Consider the following 22,381-nt stretch of genomic DNA (forward strand, 5'->3'; position numbering starts at 1 on the left):
GGCGGATCAGCCTTCAGGGCTTTTTCTTCGCGGGGCGCTGCCAGTTCGGTAACACGACCTGTTTGCCGCGCGCCACGCTCAAGGCCCCCGGCGGCGTGCTTTTGGTGATGGTCGAGCCGCCGCCCACCGTGCCACCCGCGCCAATCGTGACCGGCGCCACCAACACACAGTTGCTGCCCACGTGCACATCGGCCTCGATCACCGTGCGGTGCTTGTTGGCCCCGTCGTAGTTGGCCGTGATGCTGCCCGCGCCGTAGTTCACCCGCTCACCCACTGTGGCGTCGCCCAGGTAGGCCAGGTGGTTGGCCTTGGCGCCGTCGGCCAGGGTGCTGTTTTTGACCTCCACAAAGTTGCCGATGTGCACCTCGCGCCCCAGCTGAGCGCCCGGGCGCAGCCGGGCAAACGGGCCGATCAGCGCGCCGGCCCCCACGCTCACGCCCAGTTTCTCGCCGTCGATGTGGGTGAAGGGGTGGATCACGGCACCGTCGTCGATGCGGGCGTTGGCGATCACGCAGTTGGCGCCGATGCGCACACCCGCGCCGAGGCTCACCGCGCCCTCAAACACGCAGTTCACGTCTATGTCCACGTCTTGTCCGCAGCTGAGGGTGCCCCGCACATCCAGCCGCGCCGGGTCGGCCAGGCGAACGCCCTGCTCCATCAGCGCCTCGGCCACGCGCCGCTGGTGCGCGCGCTCCAGCTCGGCGAGCTGCAGCGGGCTGTTGACGCCCGCCACCTGCACTTCGTCGCGGATGCGGTGGGCCTGCACGCTTTGCCCATCGGCCACCGCGAACTTCACCACGTCGGTCAGGTAGTACTCGCCCTGGGCGTTCTGGTTGTCCAGGCGCGCGAGCCAAGCCCTTAGAAGGGGCGTGGGCACGGCCATGATGCCGCTGTAGATCTCGGTGATCGCGCGCTGTGCGTTGGAGGCGTCCTTGTGCTCGACGATGGCCGCCACCGAGCCGTCGGCCGCGCGCACGATGCGCCCGTAGCCGGTCGGGTTGGCCATGCCGAGCGTCAGCAGGGCCAGGCGCTCGCCGCCGCAGAGGTCCAGCAAGGCTTGCAGCGTCTCGGGTCGCGTGAGCGGCACATCGCCCGACAACACCAAGGTCACGCCGTCGTCGGCCAATACCGGCACCGCCTGCTGCACCGCGTGGCCGGTGCCCAGTTGGGGCTCCTGGCGCACATATTGCAACTTCAGCGCATGACCCGACTCCAAGTCCGGTGCGGTCAAGCCCGCCTCCACCTGCTCGGCCCCGTGCCCGGTGATCACCACCACGGAGCGGGCGGATACCCGGGCCGCCGTATCGATCACGTGCTGGGCCAGTGCGCGCCCTCCCAAACGGTGCAACACTTTGGGCCTGCTGCTTTTCATGCGCGTGCCCTTGCCGGCCGCCATCACCACCACATCCACAGGGAACGACATGAGCACCTTTCCTGAGGCCACACCGGGCCAACGGCCGAAACCGGTCACAAACAAGGGCCGAATTATCGCCCGCAGCCTGCTGCTGACCGTGCTGGCGCTGGTGCTCACCGCCTGCAGCGCGGTGCGACTGGCCTACAACCAGGCACCGAGCCTGGGCTACTGGTGGATCGACGGCTACGCCGATCTGAACGAGGTGCAGACGGGTCAGATGCGACGCGACATCGACACCTTCTTCGCCTGGCACCGGAGCAGCGAGCTGCCGTCCTACATCAACCGCCTGCAGCAATGGCAGCAGCTCGCCGCCGCCGACAGCAACCCCGATCTCGCCTGCGTGCAGTTCACGCAGCTGCAAACGGCCTACCTGCGCATGATCGACCGTGCCCTGGAGCCCATGGCCAAGCTCGCCATCACCCTCTCACCGACCCAACTGCAACACATGCAACGCCGCTATGCCAAAGGCAACAAGGAGTTCGAGGCGGACTATGTGCGCGTGAGCGCTGAAGAGCGAATCAACAACCTGCTGGAGCGCGCCACCGACCGCTACGAAACACTGTATGGCGACCTGAACGACGCCCAGCTCAAGCTGCTGCGCGATCGCATCCGGCAGTCCCCGTTCGACGGTCCGCGGGTCCACGCCGAGCGGCTGCGGCGCCAGTCCGACCTGCTGAAGACGCTGCGCGAGCTGCAAGCCGAACGCAGCGTCACGCCTGCGATGGCGGTGACTGCGTTGCGCGGCTGGCATGACCGTGTCATGGAATCGCCCACACCCGGCTTCCCGGCCTACAGCGACGCGCTGGTGCGCAGCGGTTGCGAGCAATTTGCCGCCCTGCACAACACCACCACCGCCGAGCAGAGAGCCCACGCGGTGCGCGTGCTCAAGGACTACGAAACCGACCTGCGCGCGCTGACCGCCGAACAGCACTGAATTGAAGCCCCCCCGCAGCGCTTCGCGCTACCCCCCAGGGGGCGGCACTGGCCGTCCGGCAAAGCCGGCCCGGGGTGCCACCGTATGTCCAGCCCAGGCACCAGTCTGGGCACCCCGGCCTGCTGTTCTGGTGCACGTGATCGCGCAAGCAAGGCCGCGCGCACAAGTCTGGCGCACATATCTTGCATACAAGACCTGCATGGCGCTGGCACGCTTTTCGCAAGCTGCCCTGTCATGGTCAGTTCCACCGACATCGCCCAACGCATCATCGAAGCCGTGCTCGCGCAGCGCCTGGCTCCCGGCACGCGCCTGGGTGAACAAAACCTCTCGCTGCTGTTCGACTGCAGCCGCACGCTCGTGCGCGAGGCGCTGGTGCGCCTGGCCGCGCGCGGCATCGTCACCGTCAGTTCGCGCCGCGGCTGGTTCGTCGTTCAACCTTCGCATGAGGAAGCGCGCGAAGCCTTCGAGGCTCGCCGCGTCATCGAAACCGGTCTGATCCGCCGCACCGGCGCTATGGACAAGGGCACCATCAAGCGGCTCAAGCAACACCTGAAACAGGAACAGGACGCGCTCAAGGGCGACGACGTCGGTCACCGCAGCTACCTGCTTGGCGACTTCCATGTGTGCCTGGCCGAATGCCTGGGCAACCAGCTGCTGGCCGACACGCTGCGCGACTTCACCGCGCGCACCACGCTGATCGCCATGCTCTACCAGTCCACGCACGACGCGGTGCAGTCGTGTCAGGACCACGTGGCCATCGTCGATGCACTGAGCCGTGGCGACACCGCCCTGGCCGAACGCCTGATGGAAGAACACATCGGCCAGGTGCAGGCCGCCCTGCGCCTGGCCCCGGCGGACGACCCGCTGGCCGACCTGCGCCAGGCACTCGCCCCGGTGCGCACCGCCCCATCACCCAAGCTGTCCGCCAAAGACACCCCTCAACCCCCCGCTGAAACCTACCTAGGAGCCCTGCTGTGATCACCAACAAACGCGCCTTCATCGCCTCCACCATCGCGCTCGCCTCGCTGGCCACCACCGGCCTCGCCACGGCCCAGACCGCGCTGGACGACGTGATGAAGTCCAAGTCCATCAAGATCGCCATCCCGACCGACTTCCCGCCCTATGGCTTCGTCGGCACCGACCTTCAGCCCCAGGGCCTGGACGTGGACATGGCCAAACTGATCGCCGCCAAGCTCGGCACCAAGGTGGAACTGGTGCCCGTGACCAGCGCCAACCGCATTCCCTACCTGCAAACCCGCAAGGCCGATCTGGTGATCTCCACGCTGGGCAAGAACCCCGAGCGCCTGGCGGTGATCGACTTCACCGTCGCCTACTCGCCCTTCTTCCAGGCGGTGTTCGCCGCCAAGTCCCTGCCACTCGCTTCGTTCGCCGATCTGGCCGGCAAATCGGTCGGTGTGACGCGCGGCGCCATCGAAGACCAGGAGCTCACCAAGCTCGCGCCGCCCACGACCGACATCAAGCGGTTCGAAGACAACAACGGCACCGTCTCGGCCTTCGTCTCGGGCCAGGTGCAGGTGATCGCCACCGGCGCGTCGGTGGCCGGCAACCTGATGGCACGCAACCCGCAGCTGGGCACCGAATACAAGCTGCTGCTGAAAGACAGCCCCAACTTCATCGGCGTGGCAAAGGGTGAAGACGCGTTGCGCACCAAGGTCAACGAGGTCATCCTCGCTGCCAAGAAGGCGGGCGAGCTCGATGTGATGGCGAAGAAATGGCTCGGCCGCCCGGCCGGCACGCTGCCTGAGTAATGAAGCCCCCACGCTCCGCCGCTGCGCGGGTCGCTGCCCCCCGAGGGGGCTGGTTGCGCCTTGGGAGCGGCCCGGCGGCGCAACCGCCGCGCCTGCCCCGCTAACACATTGGAGGAATCCGGATGCGCATCGAATTCGATTTCCTGGCCGTGCTGGCCCAGTGGCCGCTGCTGATCCACGGCGTGCTGTGGACGCTGGGCCTGACGGCGGTTTCGGCCGTGCTCGGCCTGCTGCTGGGCGTGGCCTGCGCCTGGTCGCGCAGCCACGGTCCGGTGTGGCTGCGCTGGGTGGTGGGCACCTATGTGGAGCTGATCCGCAACACCCCCTTCATCGTGCAACTGTTCTTCGTGTTCTTCGGCCTGCCGGCGGCGGGCGTGAAGCTCACGCCCGAGATCGCCTCGGTGATCGCGATGGTGGTCAACCTCGGGGCGTATGCGGCCGAGATCGTGCGTGCCGGCATCGAGGCCACACCCAAAGGCCAGTTTGAAGCGGCGGCCAGCCTGGCGCTCAGCAAGGCGCAGACCTTTGTGCACGTGGTGCTGCCGCCCGCGCTGCGCAAGGTGTGGCCGGCGCTCACCAGCCAGATCATCATCGTGATGCTGGGCTCGGCGGTGTGCGGGCAGATCGCCACCGAAGAGCTGAGCTACGCGGCCAACCTGATCCAGAGCCGCAACTTCCGCGCGTTCGAGGCCTTCATCATCGCCACCGGCATCTACCTGCTGCTGTCGATGGGCGTGCGCGCCCTGCTCAACTGGGCCGGCCCGCGCTTCATCTTTGGACGGGGAGGTGCCCGTGGTTGATTTCTCCCTCTGGGACATCCTGCGCAACCTGCTGCTGGCCGCGCGCTGGACGGTGGCGCTCTCACTGATCGCCTTCGTTGGCGGCGGGCTCGTGGGCATGGCGTTGCTGGTGGCGCGCACCGCGCGCTGGCCGGGCGCCGAGCGCTTCGTGGCCGGCTACGTGCAGCTCTTTCAGGGCACGCCGTTGCTGATGCAACTCTTCCTCGCCTACTTCGGGCTCGCGCTGTTCGGCGTGGACACCTCGGCCTGGGTCTCGGCGGCGCTGGCGCTCACGCTCTACACCAGCGCCTTCCTGTGCGAGATCTGGCGCGGCTGCGTGGCGGCCGTGCCCAAGGGTCAGTGGGAAGCGGCGCAGAGCCTGGCGCTGAGCTTCGCCGAGCAGCTGCGTTACGTCGTGCTGCCGCAAGCCACACGCATCGCCATCGCGCCCACCGTGGGCTTCCTGGTGCAGGTGATCAAGGGCACGGCGCTGGCCTCGGTGATCGGTTTCGTGGAGCTCACCAAGGCCGGCACCATGATCACCAACGCCACCTTCCAGCCCTTCCTGGTGTACGCCTGTGTGGCCTTGATGTACTTCGCGCTGTGCTTCCCCGTGAGCCTCACCGCTCGCTCTCTCGAAAGGAAGATGAATGTCAACCGTTGACACCCTGACCACGCCTGCGATGGCCACCCCCAACACGCACGGCCCCATCGTCGACATCCGCGCGCTGCGCAAGTCCTTCGGCAGCAACGAGGTGCTCAAGGGCATCGACCTGCAGGTGAAGCGCGGTGAGGTGATCGCCATCATCGGCAAGAGCGGCTCTGGCAAGAGCACGCTGCTGCGCTGCATCAACGGGCTGGAGGTGTTCCAGTCGGGCGCGCTCAGCGTGGATGGCCAGCCCCTGCTGCACGGCAACGCCGCCGCCATGCGCGAGCTGCGCCAGCACGTGGGCATGATTTTCCAGGGCTTCAACCTGTTCCCGCACCTGAGCGTGGGCCGCAACGTGATGCTCGCCCCCGGGCTCGTGAAGAAGACCGACAAGGCGGCGGGCGAACAGCGCGCCCGCCAGCTGCTCGCCCGCGTGGGCCTGGCCGAGAAGTTCGACGCCTGGCCCGATCAGCTCTCGGGCGGTCAACAGCAGCGCGTGGCCATCGCCCGCGCCCTGGCCATGGACCCGGCCGTGCTGCTGTGCGACGAAATCACCTCGGCGCTCGACCCCGAACTGGTGGGCGAGGTGCTGCGCGTGGTCGAGTCGCTGGCCGACGAGGGCATGACGCTGCTGATGGTCACGCACGAGATGAGCTTTGCCCGCAAGGTGAGCGACCGCGTGATCTTCATGCACCAGGGCCGCGTGCACGAGATGGGCCCGCCCGATCAGCTCTTCGGCAGCCCGCAGACGCCCGAGCTGCAGCAGTTCCTGTCGTCGATCACAGACTGAACCACGCCCACACCATCCCCAGAGAGAGCAGCGTCACCGGCAGGCCGGTGAGCAAGTGGCGTTTCCAGTCGAGCACGATGCCCTCCTTGGCCGCGAGGTCGGCCACGATAAGGTTGGCGATCGAGCCCACCAGCAGCAGGTTGCCGGCGAAGGTGCTCACCAGTGCCAGCAGCACGCCGGCCTGCTGCGGGTCGGCGCCCAGGTGCGGCAACATCAGCATGACGGCCGGCACGTTGGACACCAGGTTGGACAGCAGCACGCCCACCACCACCAGCGCACCGGGGTCGCTCAGGTGAACACCCTGGGTGGCCAGCCAGGCCACAGCCTGCGCAGAGAGCCCGGTCTGCTCAAACGCGTGGTTCACCACGAACAGGCCGATGAAGAGCAACAGCAAGGGCCAGTCCACGGAGCCGATCACGTCGGCCGAGTGGAATCGGCGGCTGAGCAACAACACGCCCGCGCCCACCAGCGCCGCCACGTCGCGCGGCCAGTCGGTGAACAGAAACACCACCATCAACACCGCGGCCACCACGAGGCCTTTGGCCGTCTGCCAGCGGTTGAACAGCTCGTCGTCCGTGCTCACCGGGGTCGCCACCGGCCCTGCCGTCTCAGGCGCCCCGGCCCGCGCACCCGGCCCGTAGGCCAGCCACAGCCAGAGCAGCGCGAGGCTGACGCCCACCGGCGCCAGTGCCTGGCGCGCGTGGTCGGCAAAGTGCAGCTGCAGCACCGAGCCGATCAGCATGTTCTGCGGGTTGCCGATCAGTGTGGCGGCCGAGCCGATGTTGGCCGCGCAGGCCAGCCCGATCAGGAACGGGATCGGGTTCAGCCCGCGCTGCAGGCACAGGCGCGCGACCACCGGCGTCATGGCCAGACAGACGATGTCGTTGGAGAAGATGGCCGACAACGCACCCGACACCGCGATCAGCGCCGCCAGCAAGCCCGCACGCGAGAGCGGCATGGCGCCCACGCGGCGCGTGACCTCGGTGTAGAAGCCGCCCAGGCGCATCTGCGCCGACACCACCATGAAGGCGAACAGCAGCACGATGGTGGGCAGGTCCACCGAGCGAGCCGCGTCTTCCAGCGGCATGCCCGTGAGCGCGATCACCGCGATGGCACCCAGCAGCGCCACCCCCGAACGGTCCAGCTTCAGGCGCGGCAGACCGCCGAGGAACATGCCCAGGTAGACCGTGGCAAACACGGCGACAACGCCCCAGTGGGCGGGTGTGGAAGGGGCGAAAGGCACAGGCGGGAGCAGAAAAGCTACAGATGGATACACCATTGTCGGGGCAACTCGGTAGATCACCCCGGGTGAATCGGATTACCATCATCCTTCAACGATCCGGGAGCACACATGACATCCACCCACAAGAACCTCACCTTCTCGAAATTCCTGCTGGCCAGCTTCGTGGCGCTGGCACTCACGGGCTGCCTGCCTGTGCCCATCTTTGAAGTCACGCCGAGCACCGCGCGAGCGGGCACCGAGCTGACGTTCGACGCTTCGGGTTCGATCGTCTCCAACATGCCAGAAGACAATATCGCGGTCGGCTGGTCATGGAAATTCGGCGACGGTGAAACCGCCAAAGGCGAGGTGGTGACCCACACCTATGAGAAGGCGGGCACCTACACGATCGAACTCACCGTGACCGACAGTGCCGGGCGCGAAGCCACCGTGACCGAGCCGCTGACGGTGAAGGAAGCGCTGGCCACCAGCACGACCGACACGACCACCGATACAGAATCAGACACATCCACCACGACGACCGTCACCCCATAGAGGCGTCTTCCCCGCCCGCTCAGGCTGGCATCAACAAAAAACCCGCCGTGGCGGGTTTTTTGTTGCGCAAAAAGCGGTGCAGTTCAGCCCTGCAGCGACTTCCACATCTCCATGTCGCGCTCGGCCGTCCAGATGCGCGGGTTCTTAATGCCGCTGGCTTCGTCGTAGGCACGGCTCACGTCAAACGGCAGGCAGTGTTCGTAGATGAACACCTGGCCGAACACCGGGTCCATGGTCTTGCGGGTGTGGGCCATGGCGGCCTTCAGGTCCATGCCGGCGGCAGCGGCTTCCTTGCCGGCCGCGAACAGCGTGGTCACCCAGCGCTTCGTGTAGTCCAGCGCCTTGTTCACGTCGGCATTGCCCTTCATGGCTTCGCCGCGACCGGGCACGATGAACTCGGCATTCAGTGAGCGCAAGGCTTCCAGCGTTGCCGGCCACTCTTCAAGCTGGGCGTCACCGGTGTAGACGCCGGCTTCGTATTCGACCAGGTCACCGCTGAACAGCACCTTTTCTTCTTCCACCCAGGCGATGGTGTCGCCGCGTGTGTGGCCATGGCCCGGGCTCCAGATCTGGACCACCACACCGCCGAGGTTGATCGACAGCTTGCCGGGCACCTCGCCTTTGACCGGGTCTCCGCCACCAATCACCATGGTCGGCCAGGTCAGGCCCGGCACCGAGTCGGCACCGCGGAACAGGCGCGGGAAGCGCTCCATCTCGCTCTGCATGTCCTGCGCACCGCGCTCCTGGATCAGCTCCAGCGTGCCCTGGCTGGCGATGATCTCGGTCGCGCCTTCGATGAAGTAGGCGCTGGCGCCGAGCACGCGCACCGCGTGGTAGTGCGTGAGCAGCACGTACTTGATCGGCTTCTGGGAGACGGTGCGGATCTGCTTGATCAGGTCGCGCGCCATGGCCGGTGTGGCGGTGGCGTCGCTGACCATGATGAATTCGTCGCCGATGATCACACCCGAGTTCGGGTCGCCCTCGGCGGTGTAGGCCCAGCAGTGCGCGCTGAGCTGTTCGAAAGTGATCTTTTTGTCGGCCAGGTCGGCCTGGGAGGCGAAGGCTTTGCTCATGGGAGTCTCCTGTGTGTGGGGGTTGGCCGCGCAGATCGGCAACCTGGCAGATTTTAACTAATCGAAATCGATTACGTATAAGTAAACAAATAACCTTCACCTGCGCTGGGGCTCAGGCCGTCAAGCCCTTTTCGAGCACGGCCACCACCTCGTCGGCAAATGCCGCATAGCTCATGGAGCCACCCGGGCGCAGCCAGGTGAAGGTCCAGTTGATCATGCCGAACAGCATCATGGTCAGCGCGGTCTGGTTGGCGGGCGTCACGCGCTCGGGGTAGGCGCGTTTGAGAAAGCGGGTGAAGGCTGCCACCACGTCGCGCTGGCGGTTGAGGATGAGCTCGCGCTGCGTCTCGCCAAGGAACTTGGTGTCCGACACCAGCGCCACATGGCGCGTGGCCGAGCTTTCGTACTCGTCCAAAAAGGCGCGCACCAGTTCGTTGAGCGCCTCGCGCTCGCTCAGGTTTTTGCGCTGGGCACGCGCTTCGGCCTCGCCGATCAGCGCCAACAGGCGCTGGGTGTACCGATCCAGCAGGTCGAACAGGATCGCTTCCTTGCTCTCGTAGTAGTGGTAGAGCCGTGCCTTGCTGGTGCCGCAGGCCGTGGCGATGTGGTTCATGCTCGCGGCCGGAAAGCTCTGCTGGGCGAAGCACTGGGCGGCGACGTCGAGGATTTGATCGCGCTTAAGGTCGTGGGTAGCGGATTTGGGGCGGGCCATGGGTGGACATTGTCCACCCATGCAGGATGTGGCCCACCCCCGTCGCTTGCTCGCTGCGCGTAGCCGCTCCGCCCCTCAAGGGGCAACGCTGGCGGCCTGGCAAAGCCAGTTCCGCGGCGTTCTGGGATTTAGGCATTTCGCGCTCGCTGCTTGTTGCCTTGCTCACGGCTCACTACGATGGCGGCATGGCCATCAAACCCATCACCGATCCGTTTGTCCTCCACGCCTGCGAGCTGCTGTCCTGCCTGGGGCCGTGCAAGGCGGTGCGCATGTTCGGCGGCTACGGGCTGTCGGTGGACGGCATGAACATCGGCCTGGTGATCGAGGACACGCTCTACCTGAAGTCGAATGCGCTGACCGTGCCCCGGTGGCTGGCGGCAGGCGGGCGGCCTTTTGAGTACGAGGCCAAGGGCAAGACGGTCCAGGTGAAATACCACACTCCCCCAGACGACGCACTCGAATCGCCCGCGCTCATGGCGCCATGGGCGCGGCTGGCACTGGAGGCGGCGGTCGCGGCGCGCAAGCCGGCGCCCCGCCGCAAGCCGGCCTCAAGAACGCAGTGATTCCAGCGGCGAGAGCACCCGTCCGCGCCCCGCCACCAGGAACTCGCTGTAGCCCAGCAGCCCAAACACCATGCGCGTCAGCGCCACGGCGGCGTGCGCGAGCGAGGAGCGCAACTCCCGCGCCGGGGCGCCCACCTCGCGGGCAAAACGGCTGGGCGCCAACGCCGTGGCGGCATCGCTCCAGTCGAAATGCACGGGGCCCTGATCGCCGGGGACCGCGACCGGCTCCATGACCAGGCTCGCACCGGCCGGCACGCTCAGCACATCGCCGGGGCCCAGGAAGCGGTCGCCACCGTCGTCGGGCGCGCCCGCCTCGGCGCCTTGTCCCAGGGTCGCCCAGACCCGGCCGCAGTACACGCGCAACACGGCGGCTTGCCTGGGCTGCAGGCTCATGGCGTGGCCAGGGTGCAGGCGCCAGGCGCCCACGGGCAGGTGACGGAGAGCGGGGGCAGAGAAGTGGGACATGACGTACTCCAAAAACAGCAGATTGGAGGGCATCTTCTCGCGCACAGGCCCGCCCGTCCAATGAAATGGGGGTAAGCTATTGATTCGATAAGCGCATCAATCCCGCCGCCACCATCCGCCCGTTGACCATGCAGCTCACCTCCAGCCACCCCCGCACCCGCCCCATCTCGGCCGGCCACCTGCGCGCCTTCGAGGCGGTGGCGAGGCACCTCAACTTCCGGGCCGCTGCCGAAGAGCTTTCCCTCACGCAAAGCGCGGTCAGCCGGCAGATACAGGCGCTGGAAGACGAGGTCGGCACCGCCCTCTTCCTGCGCCACACACGCGCCGTGGAGATGACGAGTGCGGGCACCCAGCTGCTGCGGGCGGCCGGGTCGGCGCTGGAGCGGATTGATGCGGCGGTGCGGCAGATCCGGCAGAGCGCCGGGCGCAAGAGCGTGGCCATCACGACCTGGGCCTCGTTCGCCTCGATGTGGCTGATCCCGCGCCTCGAAGCCTTCCAGCGCGAGCACCCGGACATCGACATCCGCATCGACGCATCCGATGTCGCGGTCGACCTGAGCACGGCCGACGTCGACCTCGCGCTGCGCTACGCGGTGCCCCAAGCCATGCCGGCCGGCGCGATCCGCCTGTTCGGCGAGCAGCTCACGCCCGTGGCCAGCCCCTGGCTGCTGAAAACCCACCGCATCGCCACGCTGGACGACCTCGCCAAGGTGACCCTGATCGAGGCCGGCGACGCGCACCGCACGCGCCACCTGGAGTGGCTGACCTGGCAGCGCTGGCTTGAAAACTTCTCGACCGCGGGCGCGGCGCGCAGCGGCAGCAAAGTCAAGACCAAACTCTCACCCCAGCGTTGGCTGTATTTCAACTACGCGCACCAGATCGTTCAGGCGGCACTCACCGGTCAGGGGGTCGCGCTGGCGCGGCTGCCGCTGGTGGCCGAGAGCCTGGCCAGCGGCGACCTGGTTGAGCCGCTGCCCCAGATGCGGCTGGATTCGCCGCTGGTGTACTGGCTGGTGGTGGCGCCACGCAGCGTGCAGCGCCCGGAGGTGAAGGCTTTCAGTGACTGGCTGCAGCAGCAGGCCGCGGCCACGCGTGAAGCGGTGGGTGATGTGCCCGACCCGGACACCGTAGACCATATCGATTGAACGGATCGGCTCCCCCCTGCGCCGCTGCGCGGCGTCCCCCCAGGGGGACCACGCCCTTGGACCGGCGAAGCCGGATCTTCGGCGTGTGCTCGGTTCGGGCACGCGCTCCGGTGGAGGACGCGTGTCGCGGACAGCGGTTCCTTCTGCACCGCTTTGGGTGGCGCCTGAAGAACCATCCTCTTTCAGGCAGACTGCGCGGCTCTTCTTCTGATCCCATGACCACTCCCGCCCAACACGCCGCCGGCAACCTGCGCAGCATCGTCAACATGCTGCTGGCGGTCATGTTTTTTTCGCTCATGGACGCGGTGCTCAAGACGCTGTCGGCGCACTACCCGCCGCTGCAGATGGCGTGCCTGCGCGGGTTGACGGCGTTGCCGCTGGTGCTGGCCTGGATCCAGTGGCGACGGGGCTGGGGCCGCTTGAAAAACCTGCGCTGGTCGCTGCACATCCTGCGTGGCCTGCTGGGCATCACCATGCTCTCGCTGTTCACGCGTGGCGTGAGCGAGCTGCCGCTGTCGGCGACCTACACCATCTTCTTCATCGCGCCGCTGCTGATCACGGCGCTGTCGGTGCCGGTGCTCAAGGAGCGCGTGCCCAAGGCGCACTGGTGGGCCATCGGGGTCGGCTTCGTCGGCGTGCTGGTGGCGATCCGGCCCAGCGGCGGTGACCTGCAGGCCGGTTTCGCCACCACCGGCGGCATCGCCGTGATCATCGCGGCCTTCTGTTACGCCGTGGCCGCCGTCGCGGGCCGGTTGCTCAGCCGCACCGACAGCACCGAGTCACTGATCCTGACCATGATGGTGTTCATGAGCGTGGGCGGCGGCTTGCTGGCGTGGTCCGACTGGAAGCCGGTGTCGCTGGACCACGCGGCGCTGCTGCTGGCGCTCGCGGTCACGGGTTTTCTCGGCCAGCTCACGATCAACGAGGCCTTCCGCAGCGGGCAGGCCAGCGCAGTGGCGCCGTTTGAATACACCGCCCTGGCCTGGGGCGTGGGGCTGGACTGGCTGATCTGGCAGACCCTGCCGGGCGCACACACCTGGCTCGGCGCGGCCATCATCGTGGGCAGCGGTCTCTACCTCGTGCGCCGCGAACAGCGCATCAGCGAGGTGCACGCCAACGCGGAACACCCTTGAAGCGAGCGCCCGCAGCGCAGGGCGCGCAAAATGGACCCGCATCCTCACCCCAGCGCAGGCCCGTCACAGCGGCCGAACCTCCACAAGAGCTCCCTGCCGTGAACACCTCCCCATCGAATCCCGAACCGTCCCAGCCGCCCGAGGCCACTCCCTCCACCGCGGCCGTACCGGCGGCCAGCACCACGGAAACCCAGGTGCTGCCGGGCGTGCAGCGCTTCGTGTTCTCCGGCGCAGCGCTGGGCCTGGGCATCCTCGCCCTCCACCACGGCAAAACACTGCTCATGCCGCTGGCGTTCGCCGCGCTGCTCGCGTTCGTGCTCGACCCCGTGGTGACCTGGCTGCGCCGCCATTCGGTGCCGCGCGGGGTGGCGGTGGGCGCGGTGCTGACGCTGGCGCTGTCCTTGCTCATCGGCGTCGGCGCCTTGATGGCCAACCAGGTCAGCGACCTCGGCCAGGAGCTGCCCACCTACCGCAAGAACATCCAGCAAAAGCTGCACGACCTGCGGCCGGCGGCGGTGCCGTCGGGTTCGATGAGGGAATTCGGCCGGATTTTCAGCGTGGTCATGCGCGAGTTCGACGCCGCCACCAAGACCCTGGACATGGGCAAGAAGGACAACCCGGGCACCACCCGCGTCGTCGTAGAGACCGATGACAGCAGCCCGCTGGAGGTGGCCGTCAACGTGCTGACCACGGTGGGCGTGCAGCTGGCCACGGCGGGCCTGGTCATCATCCTGGTGATGTTCATGCTGCTGCAGCGCATCGAACTGCGCGACCGTTTGCTCCGGGTGATGGGCGGCAACCAGCACCAGATGGCCGACGCCCTGTCCGAGTCGGCCGAGAAGGTCAGCCGCTACCTGCTGGCCCAGGTGCTGGTCAACGTGGGCTACGGCATTCCGATGGCGCTGGGCCTGTGGTGGATCGGCGTGCCCGGCGCCTGGCTCTGGGGCGGGCTGGCAGCGCTGCTGCGCTTCATCCCGTATCTCGGTCCGGCCATCGGGGCCATCTCCCCACTGGTGCTGGCGTTCGCGGTGGACCCGGGCTGGTCGGTCGTGCTGTGGACACTGGCCCTGATCCTGGTCCTCGAGCTCATCAGCAACAACGTCGTCGAGCCGCTGGCCTACGGCGGCAGCACAGGGGTGTCGCCGCTGGCGGTGCTGATCTCCGCCGCCTTCTGGGCCACCCTGTGGGGGCCGCTGGGCCTGGTGCTGGCGACACCGCTGACGGTGTGTCTGGTGGTGATCGGCCGCCACCTGGCGCCGCTGCAATTCCTGGAGGTGTTGCTCGGCAGCGCACCGGTGTTCGACAGTGCCACCCAGCTCTACCATCGGCTCATTTCCGGTGACCTCGACGAGGCGGAGGACATGGCCTACCAGGAGGTCCGGCAGACCTCGCTGGCGCGCTTCTACGGCGACACCGCCTTGCCGATGCTGGGGCTCGCCGCCCGCCTGAGCGACGAAGGCGTGACCGCCGCGCACCGCCACCGCCTGCTCGACGGCACGGCGCGTTTCGTGGCCGAGCTGCAGGCAGACGACACCGCCGCGCAAGCGTCGGACGCCCTGGCGCCGAACATGCTGTGCGTGGGCCTGCGCACCGAGCTCGACACCCTGTCGGCCGACATGCTGGCGCACGCGCTGGCCCACGCCGGCCTGCGCGCCCGCGCCCTGCCGGTGGCCTCCCTCCAGCAGGCGCGGTCGGACCTGCGCGACGCGGCGTCGGTGCAGGTGGTCTACCTGTGTTCCTTGTCCAAAGCACCCGACACGCAGGTGCGCCTGGTGTGCCGGCGATTGCGCCGCCACTGGCCGGGGGTCGTGGTCCGGCTGGTGGCCTGGCGCGGCGCCGAAGCGCTGGCGTCGCCCGAGCGGCAACAGGCCCTCGGGGTGACGGCCGTGTTGTTCCGGCTGCCCGAGGTGCTGGCGCTGGCCGAGCACGAGCGCACCGCAGAGCCACCGTCGGCGCACGACGACGGTGGCGACGGTCCCGGCCAACCGGACGCCGCGACCGCGCCGACAGCCGTGGAGGCATTGGAAGCATCGATTCATCGCAGCGTGCAACGCGCCGCAGCGGTGTTCCGTGTGCCCGCGGCGAGCCTCATGCTGCGCACCGGCGCCACCCAGGTGCGCTGCCTGCTGGCGGGGGATGTGCCCCAGCCCGGCTGGTCCACCGAATTTCTGCCCCCAGAGGTGTCGCCGCCCGACCCGGCGCTGGTCGACCTCCAGCATCCGGCGCTGGAGCGTCACCCCTTTATGGCGAGCCGACCGGTGCTGGACACCCATGGGGCGGTGCTGGGCGTGCTCGCGGTGCACGCGCCCCAGGGTCACGCGCTGGCCGCTGGCGAAGCCGAGCTGCTGTCCCAGATGGCCACGGAGCTCGCGCCCGACGTGCAGGCCTTGCTCATGGCCTGGTCGCCCGGCAGCCGCGAAGCGCCCGAGAAGGCGGCCACCATGCCCGCCATCGGTCCCGGCCTGACCGTCGGGCTGCGCGGCCACCCCGCCTGAGACACGTCCCCAACGCGGGAGTGCGGCGCCGTGTCGGCCCAGTCCTACGTCAGGCCGTGGGATTGACCGACACCACCGACGCCACGGCGTTCCTAAACTTTATTCATCGCTGCGACAGGCGTTGCCACCCATCCCTCACTCACCCCATTCAAGGAGCACATGATGAATCCCACCGCCAAAAACATTGCCACCGCCGCCCAGGACATGGCGGACACCGGTGCCAGCGCCGCAGAGGTCGCCATGTCCCGTGCCGTCGGCAAAGCCGACGACCTGATGAACGATGCACAGCGCGTCACCGCCGAGACCGAGAAGCACCTGCAGTCGGGCGTGCGTCACCTGCGCGAAGCCATCCCGGCGACCATCGCCCGTGCCGCGCACTCGGCCGAAGACCTGGCCCGCGCCGGCATTGAAAAAGCGCGTGCCGCCCGCGCAGTGGTGGCCGACAAGGCCCATCAGCTGAACGACCAGACCACCAGCTACGTGCGCCGGGAGCCCACCAAGGCCATCCTGATCGCCATGGCCGCTGGCGCCACCGCCGCCCTGGTGATCGGCTGGGCGACCCGCAACCACCGCTCCAACAGCCACTGAACCCGCCCGCCTGCGAGAGACCCGCTCCGGCGGGTTTTTTCGCGGGTGCTGGTTGAACATGCCACCTGCAGAAAGCGCGCCCGCCATGCTCCACCCTTTGTTCATCACCCTGGCGAAGCAGCCCACGCTGTTCACCGAGCACGCCGACGCCTATGCCGATCTCGCGTTGGCCGAGTGGCAGGGCGTGACGGACCAGCTGAAATCGCGCGCGCTGTTCTGGGTGACCACCGCCGTGCTGGGGCTCGTCGGACTGATGCTGCTGGGCACCTCGTTGCTGCTGTGCGCGGTGGTGCCGCTGGCGTCCATGCCCATGCCCTGGCTCTTGTGGGCGGTGCCCGCGGTGCCACTGGTGGGCGCGGTTGTGTTCGCCTGGGTCGCGGCCACGCGCCACGATGCCCCGGCCTTTGAGGCCCTGCGCGCGCAATGGGCGCAGGACATGGCCACACTGAAAATTCTGGGCGAAGAATGAACACCCCACCATCTCAGCGCAAGGCCGCTGCGCTCGCACGGATCGAGGCGTCTCGCACCCGGCTGATCCTGGCCTTGTTGCCCGAAGAGCCAGCCCCTCACGAGCAGGCCCCAACGCCTGGCACGGGCGCAGCCGGCGCCCGCGGGTTCCCGGCCGCGTCGTTGGCCGCGCGCATGCGGCGGGATGGCGCAGGGCTCGGGTTGTTCAGCGCAGGCCAGACGCTGGTGCGCCGGTGGTGGCGGCGGCAACCCTGGCACGGGCCGGCCGAGCTGGTGGCCTCGGCCGTGGCGCAGCAGGTCAACCCCGTCGTGCGCCGCCACCCCTGGGCCGCGCTGGCGGTCGGCGCGGCGGCCGGGATGGTTCTCGCGACGCTGACGCCCAGGGTTCTCGGTGCGGCGAAAAACCGCTGGGCACCGTGGCGCGCGAACCTTGGGGGCGTGCTCTGGTCGCAACTGGGACAGGCCTCGGTGCAGATGGCCCTGGCTGGCGCGCTCGCGTCCTGGGTCAACGACATGGGGAAACGGGCGCAACAGGCCCCGGACCGCGAAGCCAGTGCGGGGCCCTCGGGCGACACCTCGTAGCGCCACCGCTCCCTGGGCCGAAGCCCGCTACTGGATCAGGCCATGGGTCATGGCGTAGTAGGTGAGGTCGCTGTTGCTGCCGAGCTTGAGCTTCTCCAGCACCCGCGTGCGGTAGGTGCTGACCGTCTTCACACTGAGAAACATGGCCTCGGCCATGCTGCCGATGGTCTCGCCCTTGGCCAGGCGCAGAAACACCTGCAACTCGCGCTCTGACAACAGTTCGTGAGCCGGCCGATCCAGGCCCCCTGCCACCCCTTCGGCCAGCAGCGTCGCAACCGCCTGGCTGACGTACTTGCGGCCCATCGACACCGTGCGGATCGCCTGCACGATCTCTTCGGGGTCGCACTCCTTGTTGAGATAGCCACTGGCGCCCTGGCGCAGCAGGGTGATGGCGTAGTGCGTCTCGGGGAATCCGCTGAGGATGAGCACGGGCAGCTCGGGGCAGCGTGCCTTGATGGCCTTGAGCGCATCGACACCGCCCTGTTCGGGCATGGAGAGGTCGAGCAGCAACACATCCACCTCGCCTTGCCGCACCATGTCCAGCGCCTCGACCCCATTGCCGGCTTCCCCCGTCACGCGCAGGTCCACGTGCTCGGACAGGAACTGTTTGAGCCCTGCACGCACGATTTTGTGGTCGTCCACGATCCCCACTCGAATCATCCCGTGCCTCCGTGTCTGGTGCGCCTTGTGCGCAAGAACGCGCACTGTAGCTCGGGAATCAAAGCCCTGCCCGCAGGGTGAATGGCGCCCCCGGATCGGACCCGCTCCGACGCACCGACGGCGCCCTGTCCTACAGATCAACACTGTGCCCGCCGACACCGGCCATTCGCTCCAAAACCTACAGTGTCCATACAGCCCGGCGACACACGTCGCTGCTGCTTTCTGTCAGCCATGTCCTACAACCCCACGGAAGCGCCACCGATACACTGGGCTTGAACGCCCGGCGCGGTGGCGATGTCGTTCACTGAGAGGCCTCAACACCATGTCCCAACACACCCACTTTCCTGGGCGCACCGCGCTCGCGGTCTGGGCCATCGCCGCCCTGACCAGCCTCGGCGCCTGCGCACAGACGGCACCCGCTCCCACGCCCACCGTGGGCCAGCGGGTCGACAGCGCGATTGAAAAGTCGAAAGAGGTCGCGACCGATGTCAAGGACAACGCGGTCAACGCCGTCAACACGGTGTCGGCCAAGTCCTCCGACGCGGTCATCACGGCCCGCGTCAAAGGCACGCTGGCCACCGACTCCGAGCTGAGTGCACGGGCCATCAACGTCGACACCACCAACGCCGTGGTGTCGCTCTACGGACCCGCGCCCAACGCTGAAGCCATCCAACGGGCCACCACCCTGACCAAGGCGGTCACGGGCGTGGTGGACGTGAAGAACCACCTCACCCTGGTCAAGAAGCCGTAACCCCCACCCCCTTCACCGCTTCCGACGACCACCGACCATGTCCCCTGTTCGCGCCTTCATCGTGGAGGACAACCCCGTCATCCTGAAAGACCTGATCGCCACGCTGGAGGAGCTGACGCCGGTGCGCGTGGTCGGTTCCGCGCGCACCGAGGCCGACGCGGTGCGGGAACTGGAAGCGCGAAGGGAAGACCTGGACCTAGTCATCGTGGACATCTTCCTCGCCTCGGGAAGCGGCCTGGGTGTGCTGGCGCGCGCCCAGGCGCTGAACCTGCCCATGCGCCGCGTGGTGCTGACCAACTACCCCTCGCCCGACATGCGCCGGCGCTGCGCCGACCTCGGCGCCGACCAGCTCTTTGACAAATCGAGGGAACTGGACGAATTGATCACCTATTGCGAAGCCATGCCCGGCGCTTGACCACCCGCCCAGCCCCGACACATGAACATGGACGACACCACGCCGGGCAAGCTGCGCTCCACCATCGAATGGGTGGCGCGCGGACGTTACCTCATGCCGGTCGTGGTGGTGGTCAGCCTGGTGGCCATCGGCATCAACGAGACCGCCTACCAGCACGCCCACCGCACCCTGTCGAGCGGCATCGCCCTCACCGATGCGCGCATCCGGTCGGCCGATGCGTTGCAGGCCCTCACCGACACGGACCTGCACGCGCGGTCGTACCTCATGTCGAACGCCCCCCAGGAGCTCGCCAAGTACCGGGAGACACTGCAGCGCCTCGATAGCCTGAAAAACGACGCGTTCGCGCTGGTGCACCAGATGGACCCCTACAACACCATCTCGCTCGAACGCGTAGAGCGGCTGCTGGCCGATCACGTGCAAGGCACCGATGCCTGGGTGGAGGCGTATGAACGGGGCGACAAGGCGAAGGCCGTCGCCGCGTCCGTCAGCGCCGTCACGCGCACGCGCCGCGACGAATTGCGCGAGGAGTTCGACCTGGTGTTGCGCACCTCTGCCAGCCTCCAGGAGACCGCGCGTTTCTCCCTGTACCAGGCGCTGTCACTGAACCGCCTGGCCATCCACGTGCTGGCGCTGGGCACCGCGCTGGCCCTGTTTTATTTCCAGCGCCTGTTGCGCGCGGAAGACCGCAAGCTGGCCCGGGAGCGGCTGCTGCTGGCCGACCGGGTGAAAGAGCGCACGGCCGAGCTCACCGAGATGGCCACCCACCTGGTCAATGCGCGTGAAGACGAAAGGGCCCATGTCGCGCGCGAGCTGCACGATGAGATGGGCGGGCTGCTGACCGCGATGAAGCTGGAATTTGCCCGGCTGCGCCGCCTGCCCGACATGCCGGAGAAAGCCACCGAGCGCCTGGCGTCGGTGGAAGCGCGTCTCAACGAAGGCATTGCGATCAAGCGCCGCATCATCGAACACCTGCGGCCGTCGTCGCTGGACCAGTTGGGGCTCGTGCCGGCGCTGGACATGCTGTGCCGCGACATGGCCGGCGTGCTGGGCCAACCGGTGAAGACCGATTTGCAGCCCGTTGCCGTGGACCGCAACGCCGAGTTGACGCTGTTCAGGGTCGCGCAGGAGTCGCTGACCAACATCGGTAAATACGCGCAGAGCGCCCGGGTGCAAGTGCGCTTGATTCAGGTCGGCCCGGTGGTGCGTCTCACGGTGCAGGACGACGGACAGGGGTTTTCACCGGCCCGGGTGCCACATGGCCGCCACGGCCTGAGCGGCATGCGGGTGCGCATGGAATCGCACGGCGGGCGCTTGACGGTCCTCAGTGTGCCGGGGCACGGCACCACCATCACCGCCGAGCTGCCCGCGACCCCGGCGGCCTCGCCGTCCGTCTGAAGGCCCTCTCACCGCCCGGTGATCAACTCGACTGGCGCGCCACCCAGTCGCTGACCAGCTGCACCGACGCCTGCAACGGCACCGGTTGACCCTGAAAGTAGTGGTTCGCGTCGGCGATCACGTGCAGCTCTTTGTCGGCGCTGCCAGCAGCGGCGAACATGAGACCGATGTCGGGTTGCGGCACGGCGTCGTCGGCCCCGTGCTCGATGGCCAGCAGCGGCACGCTGATCTGCCGCGCGCAGGTTTCGCCGTCGGCGCGCGAGTCGTCGATGGACCATTGCGAGAGCCAGGAGCGCAGCGTCGAGAAGCGCGCCATGCCCACCGGCCCGCTGTTCACGGTTTCCGGCACGCCGAGATAACAGCGACCCACGGGGCGGCCGTTGGGATCGATGGACCCATCGAGAAAACGCGGGTCGGCCAGCGTGCGGTGTGTGACGAAACCCCGCTCCAGCTCGGCACCACCCCGGCGCCGCAGGTCGTCGAGCGTGTCTTTCACGCGCGCCGTGATGCGCCGCAGGCGCGCGAGCTGGGCCGCACGGTAGGCCGCCAGCCAGTCGGCCGGGTACGGCGCCTGGTAGGGCAGCGAGGGCGCATAGAGGTCGAAAGCGGGAAGGCGCTGATCGGGGTCGGCCTCGTCGATCACGGACGGGTCGATCCAGTCGCGCAGGCACTGGGCGCGCGAGCGGTGCGCGGCCTCCAGCACCACGCCGTCGGCCGGGATCAGGCCCGCGCCGACGATATCGACGGGGTCGCCCGCTGGCGTCTGGGTGATCGTCGGCCGCTCGGCCTGCGACTGGTAGAACAGCGCCAGCGAGCCGCCGCCGGACCAGCCCATGAGCACCACGCGCTCGAAACCCAGCACCTCCTTGGCATGGCGCACGCAGGCGCCCATGTCCAGCACCACCTTTTCCATGATCAGCGCGGTGTCGTTCTTCGCGTAGCGGCTGCCCATGCACAGCACCGGGTAACCGGCGGCCGCCAGCGCGGGCGGCAAGGGGAGCAGCTGCAACGTGGAGCTGGGGTGCATCATCAGGAACACCACCTCTCGCGAGGCGCCGGGCGCGCTGATCAGCAGGCCCTCCAGGTGGACCGCGCCCTGGCTGCCGGCAAAACCGTAGGTCTCGGTAAAGGCGCTGGTTTCGCGGTAGGCGATTTGCACCCACTGGTGCATCAGGCCGCTCATCGCGTCACCCACTCACGGGCCACATCACGCCGGTGTCGGCCAGGATCGCGTTCAGCGGCACGTCGTGCGACTCGGGCACCAGGTCGGGCAGGTAAGAGAAGTCGTAGCCCAGCCCGACGGTGAAGGGCTTGGGGCTCAGCGAAGCCAGCGTGCGGTCGTAGAAACCGCCACCGTAACCCAGCCGGTAGCCGCCGGGGCCGTAGCCCACACAGGGCACGAAGATGAGCGTGGGCTCGATGATCTCGGTGTCTTTGGGTTTCGGGATGCCGTAGGCGTCTTCTTCCATCGGGCAGCCGGGGAACCAGCTGTAGAAGGTGAGGGTCTTATCAATCTTGTTGACCACCGGCAAGCCGATGCGGCGGTGTTTCTGGGCACCCTGGGCGTCTTCTTCGAGCCCCGCCTCCTGCCATCGGAACAGCGCCGGCAGGGGGTCGAACTCGCCTTTGATGGGCCAGTAGGCGCCGATCACGGCGTCGGGCCGGTGGATCAGCCAGACCCGCATCACGCGCTGCAACAAATCGTTGCGCCAGGCCCGGTCGGCCAGGTTCTGGCGCTTCTCGATCAGTTGTTTGCGCCAGGCGGGTTTGGGTCCCTCCAGAGGCCGAACGGTTGCAGGTTGAACGTCTTTGTTGTCCATAATCGCC

At 67.8% G+C, this 22,381-nt stretch carries 25 protein-coding genes; 17 read left to right on the plus strand and 8 right to left on the minus strand.

The window, feature by feature from the left end; genetic code table 11:
• Positions 1–13: 13 nt before the first annotated feature.
• The gene (gene glmU, locus B0E41_RS04035) at positions 14–1,423 is read right to left on the minus strand and encodes a bifunctional UDP-N-acetylglucosamine diphosphorylase/glucosamine-1-phosphate N-acetyltransferase GlmU (RefSeq protein WP_077329096.1); all 1,410 of its coding nucleotides are present in this window, start codon (positions 1,421–1,423) and stop codon (positions 14–16) included.
• On the opposite strand from glmU, the gene B0E41_RS04040 reads away from it, so the two are divergent.
• The 6 genes from B0E41_RS04040 (at position 1,422) to B0E41_RS04065 (ending at position 6,335) form a co-directional block, all read left to right on the plus strand.
• Positions 1,422–2,348, plus strand: a complete 927-nt coding sequence (locus B0E41_RS04040; protein WP_077329098.1) for a DUF6279 family lipoprotein — start codon at positions 1,422–1,424, stop codon at positions 2,346–2,348. The genes glmU and B0E41_RS04040 overlap by 2 nt on opposite strands.
• A gap of 234 nt (positions 2,349–2,582) precedes the next feature.
• Positions 2,583–3,326 (plus strand): GntR family transcriptional regulator, encoded by a 744-nt coding sequence (locus B0E41_RS04045; RefSeq protein ID WP_077329100.1) that lies wholly within the window; start codon positions 2,583–2,585, stop codon positions 3,324–3,326.
• The gene (locus B0E41_RS04050) at positions 3,323–4,117 is read left to right on the plus strand and encodes a transporter substrate-binding domain-containing protein (RefSeq protein WP_077329102.1); all 795 of its coding nucleotides are present in this window, start codon (positions 3,323–3,325) and stop codon (positions 4,115–4,117) included. The genes B0E41_RS04045 and B0E41_RS04050 overlap by 4 nt, the downstream gene beginning before the upstream one ends.
• Before the next feature lie 122 nt (positions 4,118–4,239).
• On the plus strand, positions 4,240–4,917 hold the full coding sequence (locus tag B0E41_RS04055) for an amino acid ABC transporter permease (protein ID WP_077329104.1): 678 nt from the start codon (positions 4,240–4,242) through the stop codon (positions 4,915–4,917).
• Positions 4,910–5,560 carry an amino acid ABC transporter permease gene (locus B0E41_RS04060; protein ID WP_077329164.1) on the plus strand — a complete coding sequence of 217 codons (651 nt, stop codon included), beginning with the start codon at positions 4,910–4,912 and terminating at the stop codon, positions 5,558–5,560. The genes B0E41_RS04055 and B0E41_RS04060 overlap by 8 nt, the downstream gene beginning before the upstream one ends.
• Positions 5,547–6,335 (plus strand): amino acid ABC transporter ATP-binding protein, encoded by a 789-nt coding sequence (locus tag B0E41_RS04065; RefSeq protein ID WP_077329106.1) that lies wholly within the window; start codon positions 5,547–5,549, stop codon positions 6,333–6,335. Before B0E41_RS04060 ends, B0E41_RS04065 begins: the two co-directional genes overlap by 14 nt.
• On the opposite strand, the gene B0E41_RS04070 is transcribed toward B0E41_RS04065, so the two are convergent.
• Positions 6,325–7,578 (minus strand): anion transporter, encoded by a 1,254-nt coding sequence (locus B0E41_RS04070; protein WP_253194601.1) that lies wholly within the window; start codon positions 7,576–7,578, stop codon positions 6,325–6,327. The genes B0E41_RS04065 and B0E41_RS04070 overlap by 11 nt on opposite strands.
• Positions 7,579–7,686: 108 nt before the next feature.
• Between B0E41_RS04070 and B0E41_RS04075 the strand changes: the two genes are divergently transcribed.
• Positions 7,687–8,109, plus strand: a complete 423-nt coding sequence (locus B0E41_RS04075; protein WP_077329110.1) for a PKD domain-containing protein — start codon at positions 7,687–7,689, stop codon at positions 8,107–8,109.
• An 83-nt stretch (positions 8,110–8,192) separates the two neighbouring features.
• Here B0E41_RS04075 and B0E41_RS04080 read toward each other — a convergent pair whose 3' ends face one another.
• Positions 8,193–9,182, minus strand: coding sequence for an MBL fold metallo-hydrolase (locus B0E41_RS04080; protein ID WP_077329112.1), 990 nt, complete (start codon positions 9,180–9,182; stop codon positions 8,193–8,195).
• Between the two features lie 112 nt (positions 9,183–9,294).
• Complete coding sequence (locus B0E41_RS04085; RefSeq protein ID WP_077329114.1) at positions 9,295–9,894, minus strand: TetR/AcrR family transcriptional regulator; 600 nt, start codon at positions 9,892–9,894, stop codon at positions 9,295–9,297.
• 185 nt (positions 9,895–10,079) lie between these two features.
• Here B0E41_RS04085 and B0E41_RS04090 point away from each other — a divergent pair, with 185 nt between their 5' ends.
• Positions 10,080–10,457 (plus strand): TfoX/Sxy family protein, encoded by a 378-nt coding sequence (locus tag B0E41_RS04090; RefSeq protein ID WP_077329166.1) that lies wholly within the window; start codon positions 10,080–10,082, stop codon positions 10,455–10,457.
• On the opposite strand, the gene B0E41_RS04095 is transcribed toward B0E41_RS04090, so the two are convergent.
• Entirely contained in the window at positions 10,443–10,922 is a 480-nt protein-coding gene (locus B0E41_RS04095) for a DUF2917 domain-containing protein (protein ID WP_171984658.1), read from the minus strand. The genes B0E41_RS04090 and B0E41_RS04095 overlap by 15 nt on opposite strands.
• A gap of 128 nt (positions 10,923–11,050) precedes the next feature.
• Between B0E41_RS04095 and B0E41_RS04100 the strand changes: the two genes are divergently transcribed.
• The 6 genes from B0E41_RS04100 (at position 11,051) to B0E41_RS04125 (ending at position 17,333) form a co-directional block, all read left to right on the plus strand.
• Complete coding sequence (locus B0E41_RS04100) at positions 11,051–12,067, plus strand: LysR substrate-binding domain-containing protein (protein WP_077329118.1); 1,017 nt, start codon at positions 11,051–11,053, stop codon at positions 12,065–12,067.
• Positions 12,068–12,282: 215 nt separating this feature from the next.
• Positions 12,283–13,200 (plus strand): DMT family transporter, encoded by a 918-nt coding sequence (locus B0E41_RS04105; RefSeq protein ID WP_077329121.1) that lies wholly within the window; start codon positions 12,283–12,285, stop codon positions 13,198–13,200.
• Positions 13,201–13,298: 98 nt separating this feature from the next.
• Positions 13,299–15,695 (plus strand): AI-2E family transporter, encoded by a 2,397-nt coding sequence (locus B0E41_RS04110; RefSeq protein ID WP_143433647.1) that lies wholly within the window; start codon positions 13,299–13,301, stop codon positions 15,693–15,695.
• Between the two features lie 162 nt (positions 15,696–15,857).
• Positions 15,858–16,283 (plus strand): hypothetical protein, encoded by a 426-nt coding sequence (locus tag B0E41_RS04115; RefSeq protein WP_077329125.1) that lies wholly within the window; start codon positions 15,858–15,860, stop codon positions 16,281–16,283.
• An 85-nt stretch (positions 16,284–16,368) separates the two neighbouring features.
• A complete protein-coding gene (locus tag B0E41_RS04120; RefSeq protein ID WP_077329127.1) occupies positions 16,369–16,752 on the plus strand; it encodes a phage holin family protein in 384 nt (127 codons plus the stop codon).
• Positions 16,749–17,333 carry a hypothetical protein gene (locus B0E41_RS04125; protein WP_077329129.1) on the plus strand — a complete coding sequence of 195 codons (585 nt, stop codon included), beginning with the start codon at positions 16,749–16,751 and terminating at the stop codon, positions 17,331–17,333. Before B0E41_RS04120 ends, B0E41_RS04125 begins: the two co-directional genes overlap by 4 nt.
• A 27-nt stretch (positions 17,334–17,360) precedes the next feature.
• Here the strand turns inward: B0E41_RS04125 and B0E41_RS04130 are convergent, their stop codons facing one another.
• A complete protein-coding gene (locus B0E41_RS04130) occupies positions 17,361–17,993 on the minus strand; it encodes a response regulator transcription factor (protein ID WP_077329131.1) in 633 nt (210 codons plus the stop codon).
• Between the two features lie 322 nt (positions 17,994–18,315).
• On the opposite strand from B0E41_RS04130, the gene B0E41_RS04135 reads away from it, so the two are divergent.
• The 3 genes from B0E41_RS04135 to B0E41_RS04145 are packed head-to-tail and all read left to right on the plus strand — an operon-like array spanning position 18,316 to position 20,554.
• Positions 18,316–18,744: a BON domain-containing protein gene (locus tag B0E41_RS04135; protein ID WP_077329133.1), complete on the plus strand. Its 429-nt coding sequence runs from the start codon at positions 18,316–18,318 to the stop codon at positions 18,742–18,744.
• Between the two features lie 37 nt (positions 18,745–18,781).
• Positions 18,782–19,159 carry a response regulator gene (locus tag B0E41_RS04140; RefSeq protein ID WP_077329135.1) on the plus strand — a complete coding sequence of 126 codons (378 nt, stop codon included), beginning with the start codon at positions 18,782–18,784 and terminating at the stop codon, positions 19,157–19,159.
• A gap of 21 nt (positions 19,160–19,180) precedes the next feature.
• Positions 19,181–20,554, plus strand: coding sequence for a sensor histidine kinase (locus B0E41_RS04145; protein WP_077329137.1), 1,374 nt, complete (start codon positions 19,181–19,183; stop codon positions 20,552–20,554).
• A 22-nt stretch (positions 20,555–20,576) separates the two neighbouring features.
• Here B0E41_RS04145 and B0E41_RS04150 read toward each other — a convergent pair whose 3' ends face one another.
• Complete coding sequence (locus B0E41_RS04150) at positions 20,577–21,737, minus strand: alpha/beta hydrolase (protein ID WP_077329139.1); 1,161 nt, start codon at positions 21,735–21,737, stop codon at positions 20,577–20,579.
• A gap of 4 nt (positions 21,738–21,741) precedes the next feature.
• Positions 21,742–22,374 (minus strand): 5-formyltetrahydrofolate cyclo-ligase, encoded by a 633-nt coding sequence (locus B0E41_RS04155; protein WP_077329141.1) that lies wholly within the window; start codon positions 22,372–22,374, stop codon positions 21,742–21,744.
• Positions 22,375–22,381 lie beyond the last annotated feature (7 nt).

It is taken from the genome of Hydrogenophaga sp. A37 (assembly GCF_002001205.1).
Lineage (GTDB): Bacteria > Pseudomonadota > Gammaproteobacteria > Burkholderiales > Burkholderiaceae_C > Hydrogenophaga.

Bases quoted from the DNA above. Each gene is read 5' to 3' on its own strand.
- B0E41_RS04040 (WP_077329098.1), top strand. From the start codon at position 1,422: ATGAGCACCTTTCCTGAGGCCACACCGGGCCAACGGCCGAAACCGGTC.
- glmU (WP_077329096.1), bottom strand. From the start codon at position 1,423: ATGTCGTTCCCTGTGGATGTGGTGGTGATGGCGGCCGGCAAGGGCACG.
- B0E41_RS04045 (WP_077329100.1), top strand. From the start codon at position 2,583: ATGGTCAGTTCCACCGACATCGCCCAACGCATCATCGAAGCCGTGCTC.
- B0E41_RS04055 (WP_077329104.1), top strand. From the start codon at position 4,240: ATGCGCATCGAATTCGATTTCCTGGCCGTGCTGGCCCAGTGGCCGCTG.
- B0E41_RS04065 (WP_077329106.1), top strand. From the start codon at position 5,547: ATGTCAACCGTTGACACCCTGACCACGCCTGCGATGGCCACCCCCAAC.
- B0E41_RS04075 (WP_077329110.1), top strand. From the start codon at position 7,687: ATGACATCCACCCACAAGAACCTCACCTTCTCGAAATTCCTGCTGGCC.
- B0E41_RS04080 (WP_077329112.1), bottom strand. From the start codon at position 9,182: ATGAGCAAAGCCTTCGCCTCCCAGGCCGACCTGGCCGACAAAAAGATC.
- B0E41_RS04085 (WP_077329114.1), bottom strand. From the start codon at position 9,894: ATGGCCCGCCCCAAATCCGCTACCCACGACCTTAAGCGCGATCAAATC.
- B0E41_RS04090 (WP_077329166.1), top strand. From the start codon at position 10,080: ATGGCCATCAAACCCATCACCGATCCGTTTGTCCTCCACGCCTGCGAG.
- B0E41_RS04095 (WP_171984658.1), bottom strand. From the start codon at position 10,922: ATGTCCCACTTCTCTGCCCCCGCTCTCCGTCACCTGCCCGTGGGCGCC.
- B0E41_RS04100 (WP_077329118.1), top strand. From the start codon at position 11,051: ATGCAGCTCACCTCCAGCCACCCCCGCACCCGCCCCATCTCGGCCGGC.
- B0E41_RS04105 (WP_077329121.1), top strand. From the start codon at position 12,283: ATGACCACTCCCGCCCAACACGCCGCCGGCAACCTGCGCAGCATCGTC.
- B0E41_RS04115 (WP_077329125.1), top strand. From the start codon at position 15,858: ATGAATCCCACCGCCAAAAACATTGCCACCGCCGCCCAGGACATGGCG.
- B0E41_RS04120 (WP_077329127.1), top strand. From the start codon at position 16,369: ATGCTCCACCCTTTGTTCATCACCCTGGCGAAGCAGCCCACGCTGTTC.
- B0E41_RS04125 (WP_077329129.1), top strand. From the start codon at position 16,749: ATGAACACCCCACCATCTCAGCGCAAGGCCGCTGCGCTCGCACGGATC.
- B0E41_RS04130 (WP_077329131.1), bottom strand. From the start codon at position 17,993: ATGATTCGAGTGGGGATCGTGGACGACCACAAAATCGTGCGTGCAGGG.
- B0E41_RS04135 (WP_077329133.1), top strand. From the start codon at position 18,316: ATGTCCCAACACACCCACTTTCCTGGGCGCACCGCGCTCGCGGTCTGG.
- B0E41_RS04140 (WP_077329135.1), top strand. From the start codon at position 18,782: ATGTCCCCTGTTCGCGCCTTCATCGTGGAGGACAACCCCGTCATCCTG.
- B0E41_RS04145 (WP_077329137.1), top strand. From the start codon at position 19,181: ATGAACATGGACGACACCACGCCGGGCAAGCTGCGCTCCACCATCGAA.
- B0E41_RS04150 (WP_077329139.1), bottom strand. From the start codon at position 21,737: ATGAGCGGCCTGATGCACCAGTGGGTGCAAATCGCCTACCGCGAAACC.
- B0E41_RS04155 (WP_077329141.1), bottom strand. From the start codon at position 22,374: ATGGACAACAAAGACGTTCAACCTGCAACCGTTCGGCCTCTGGAGGGA.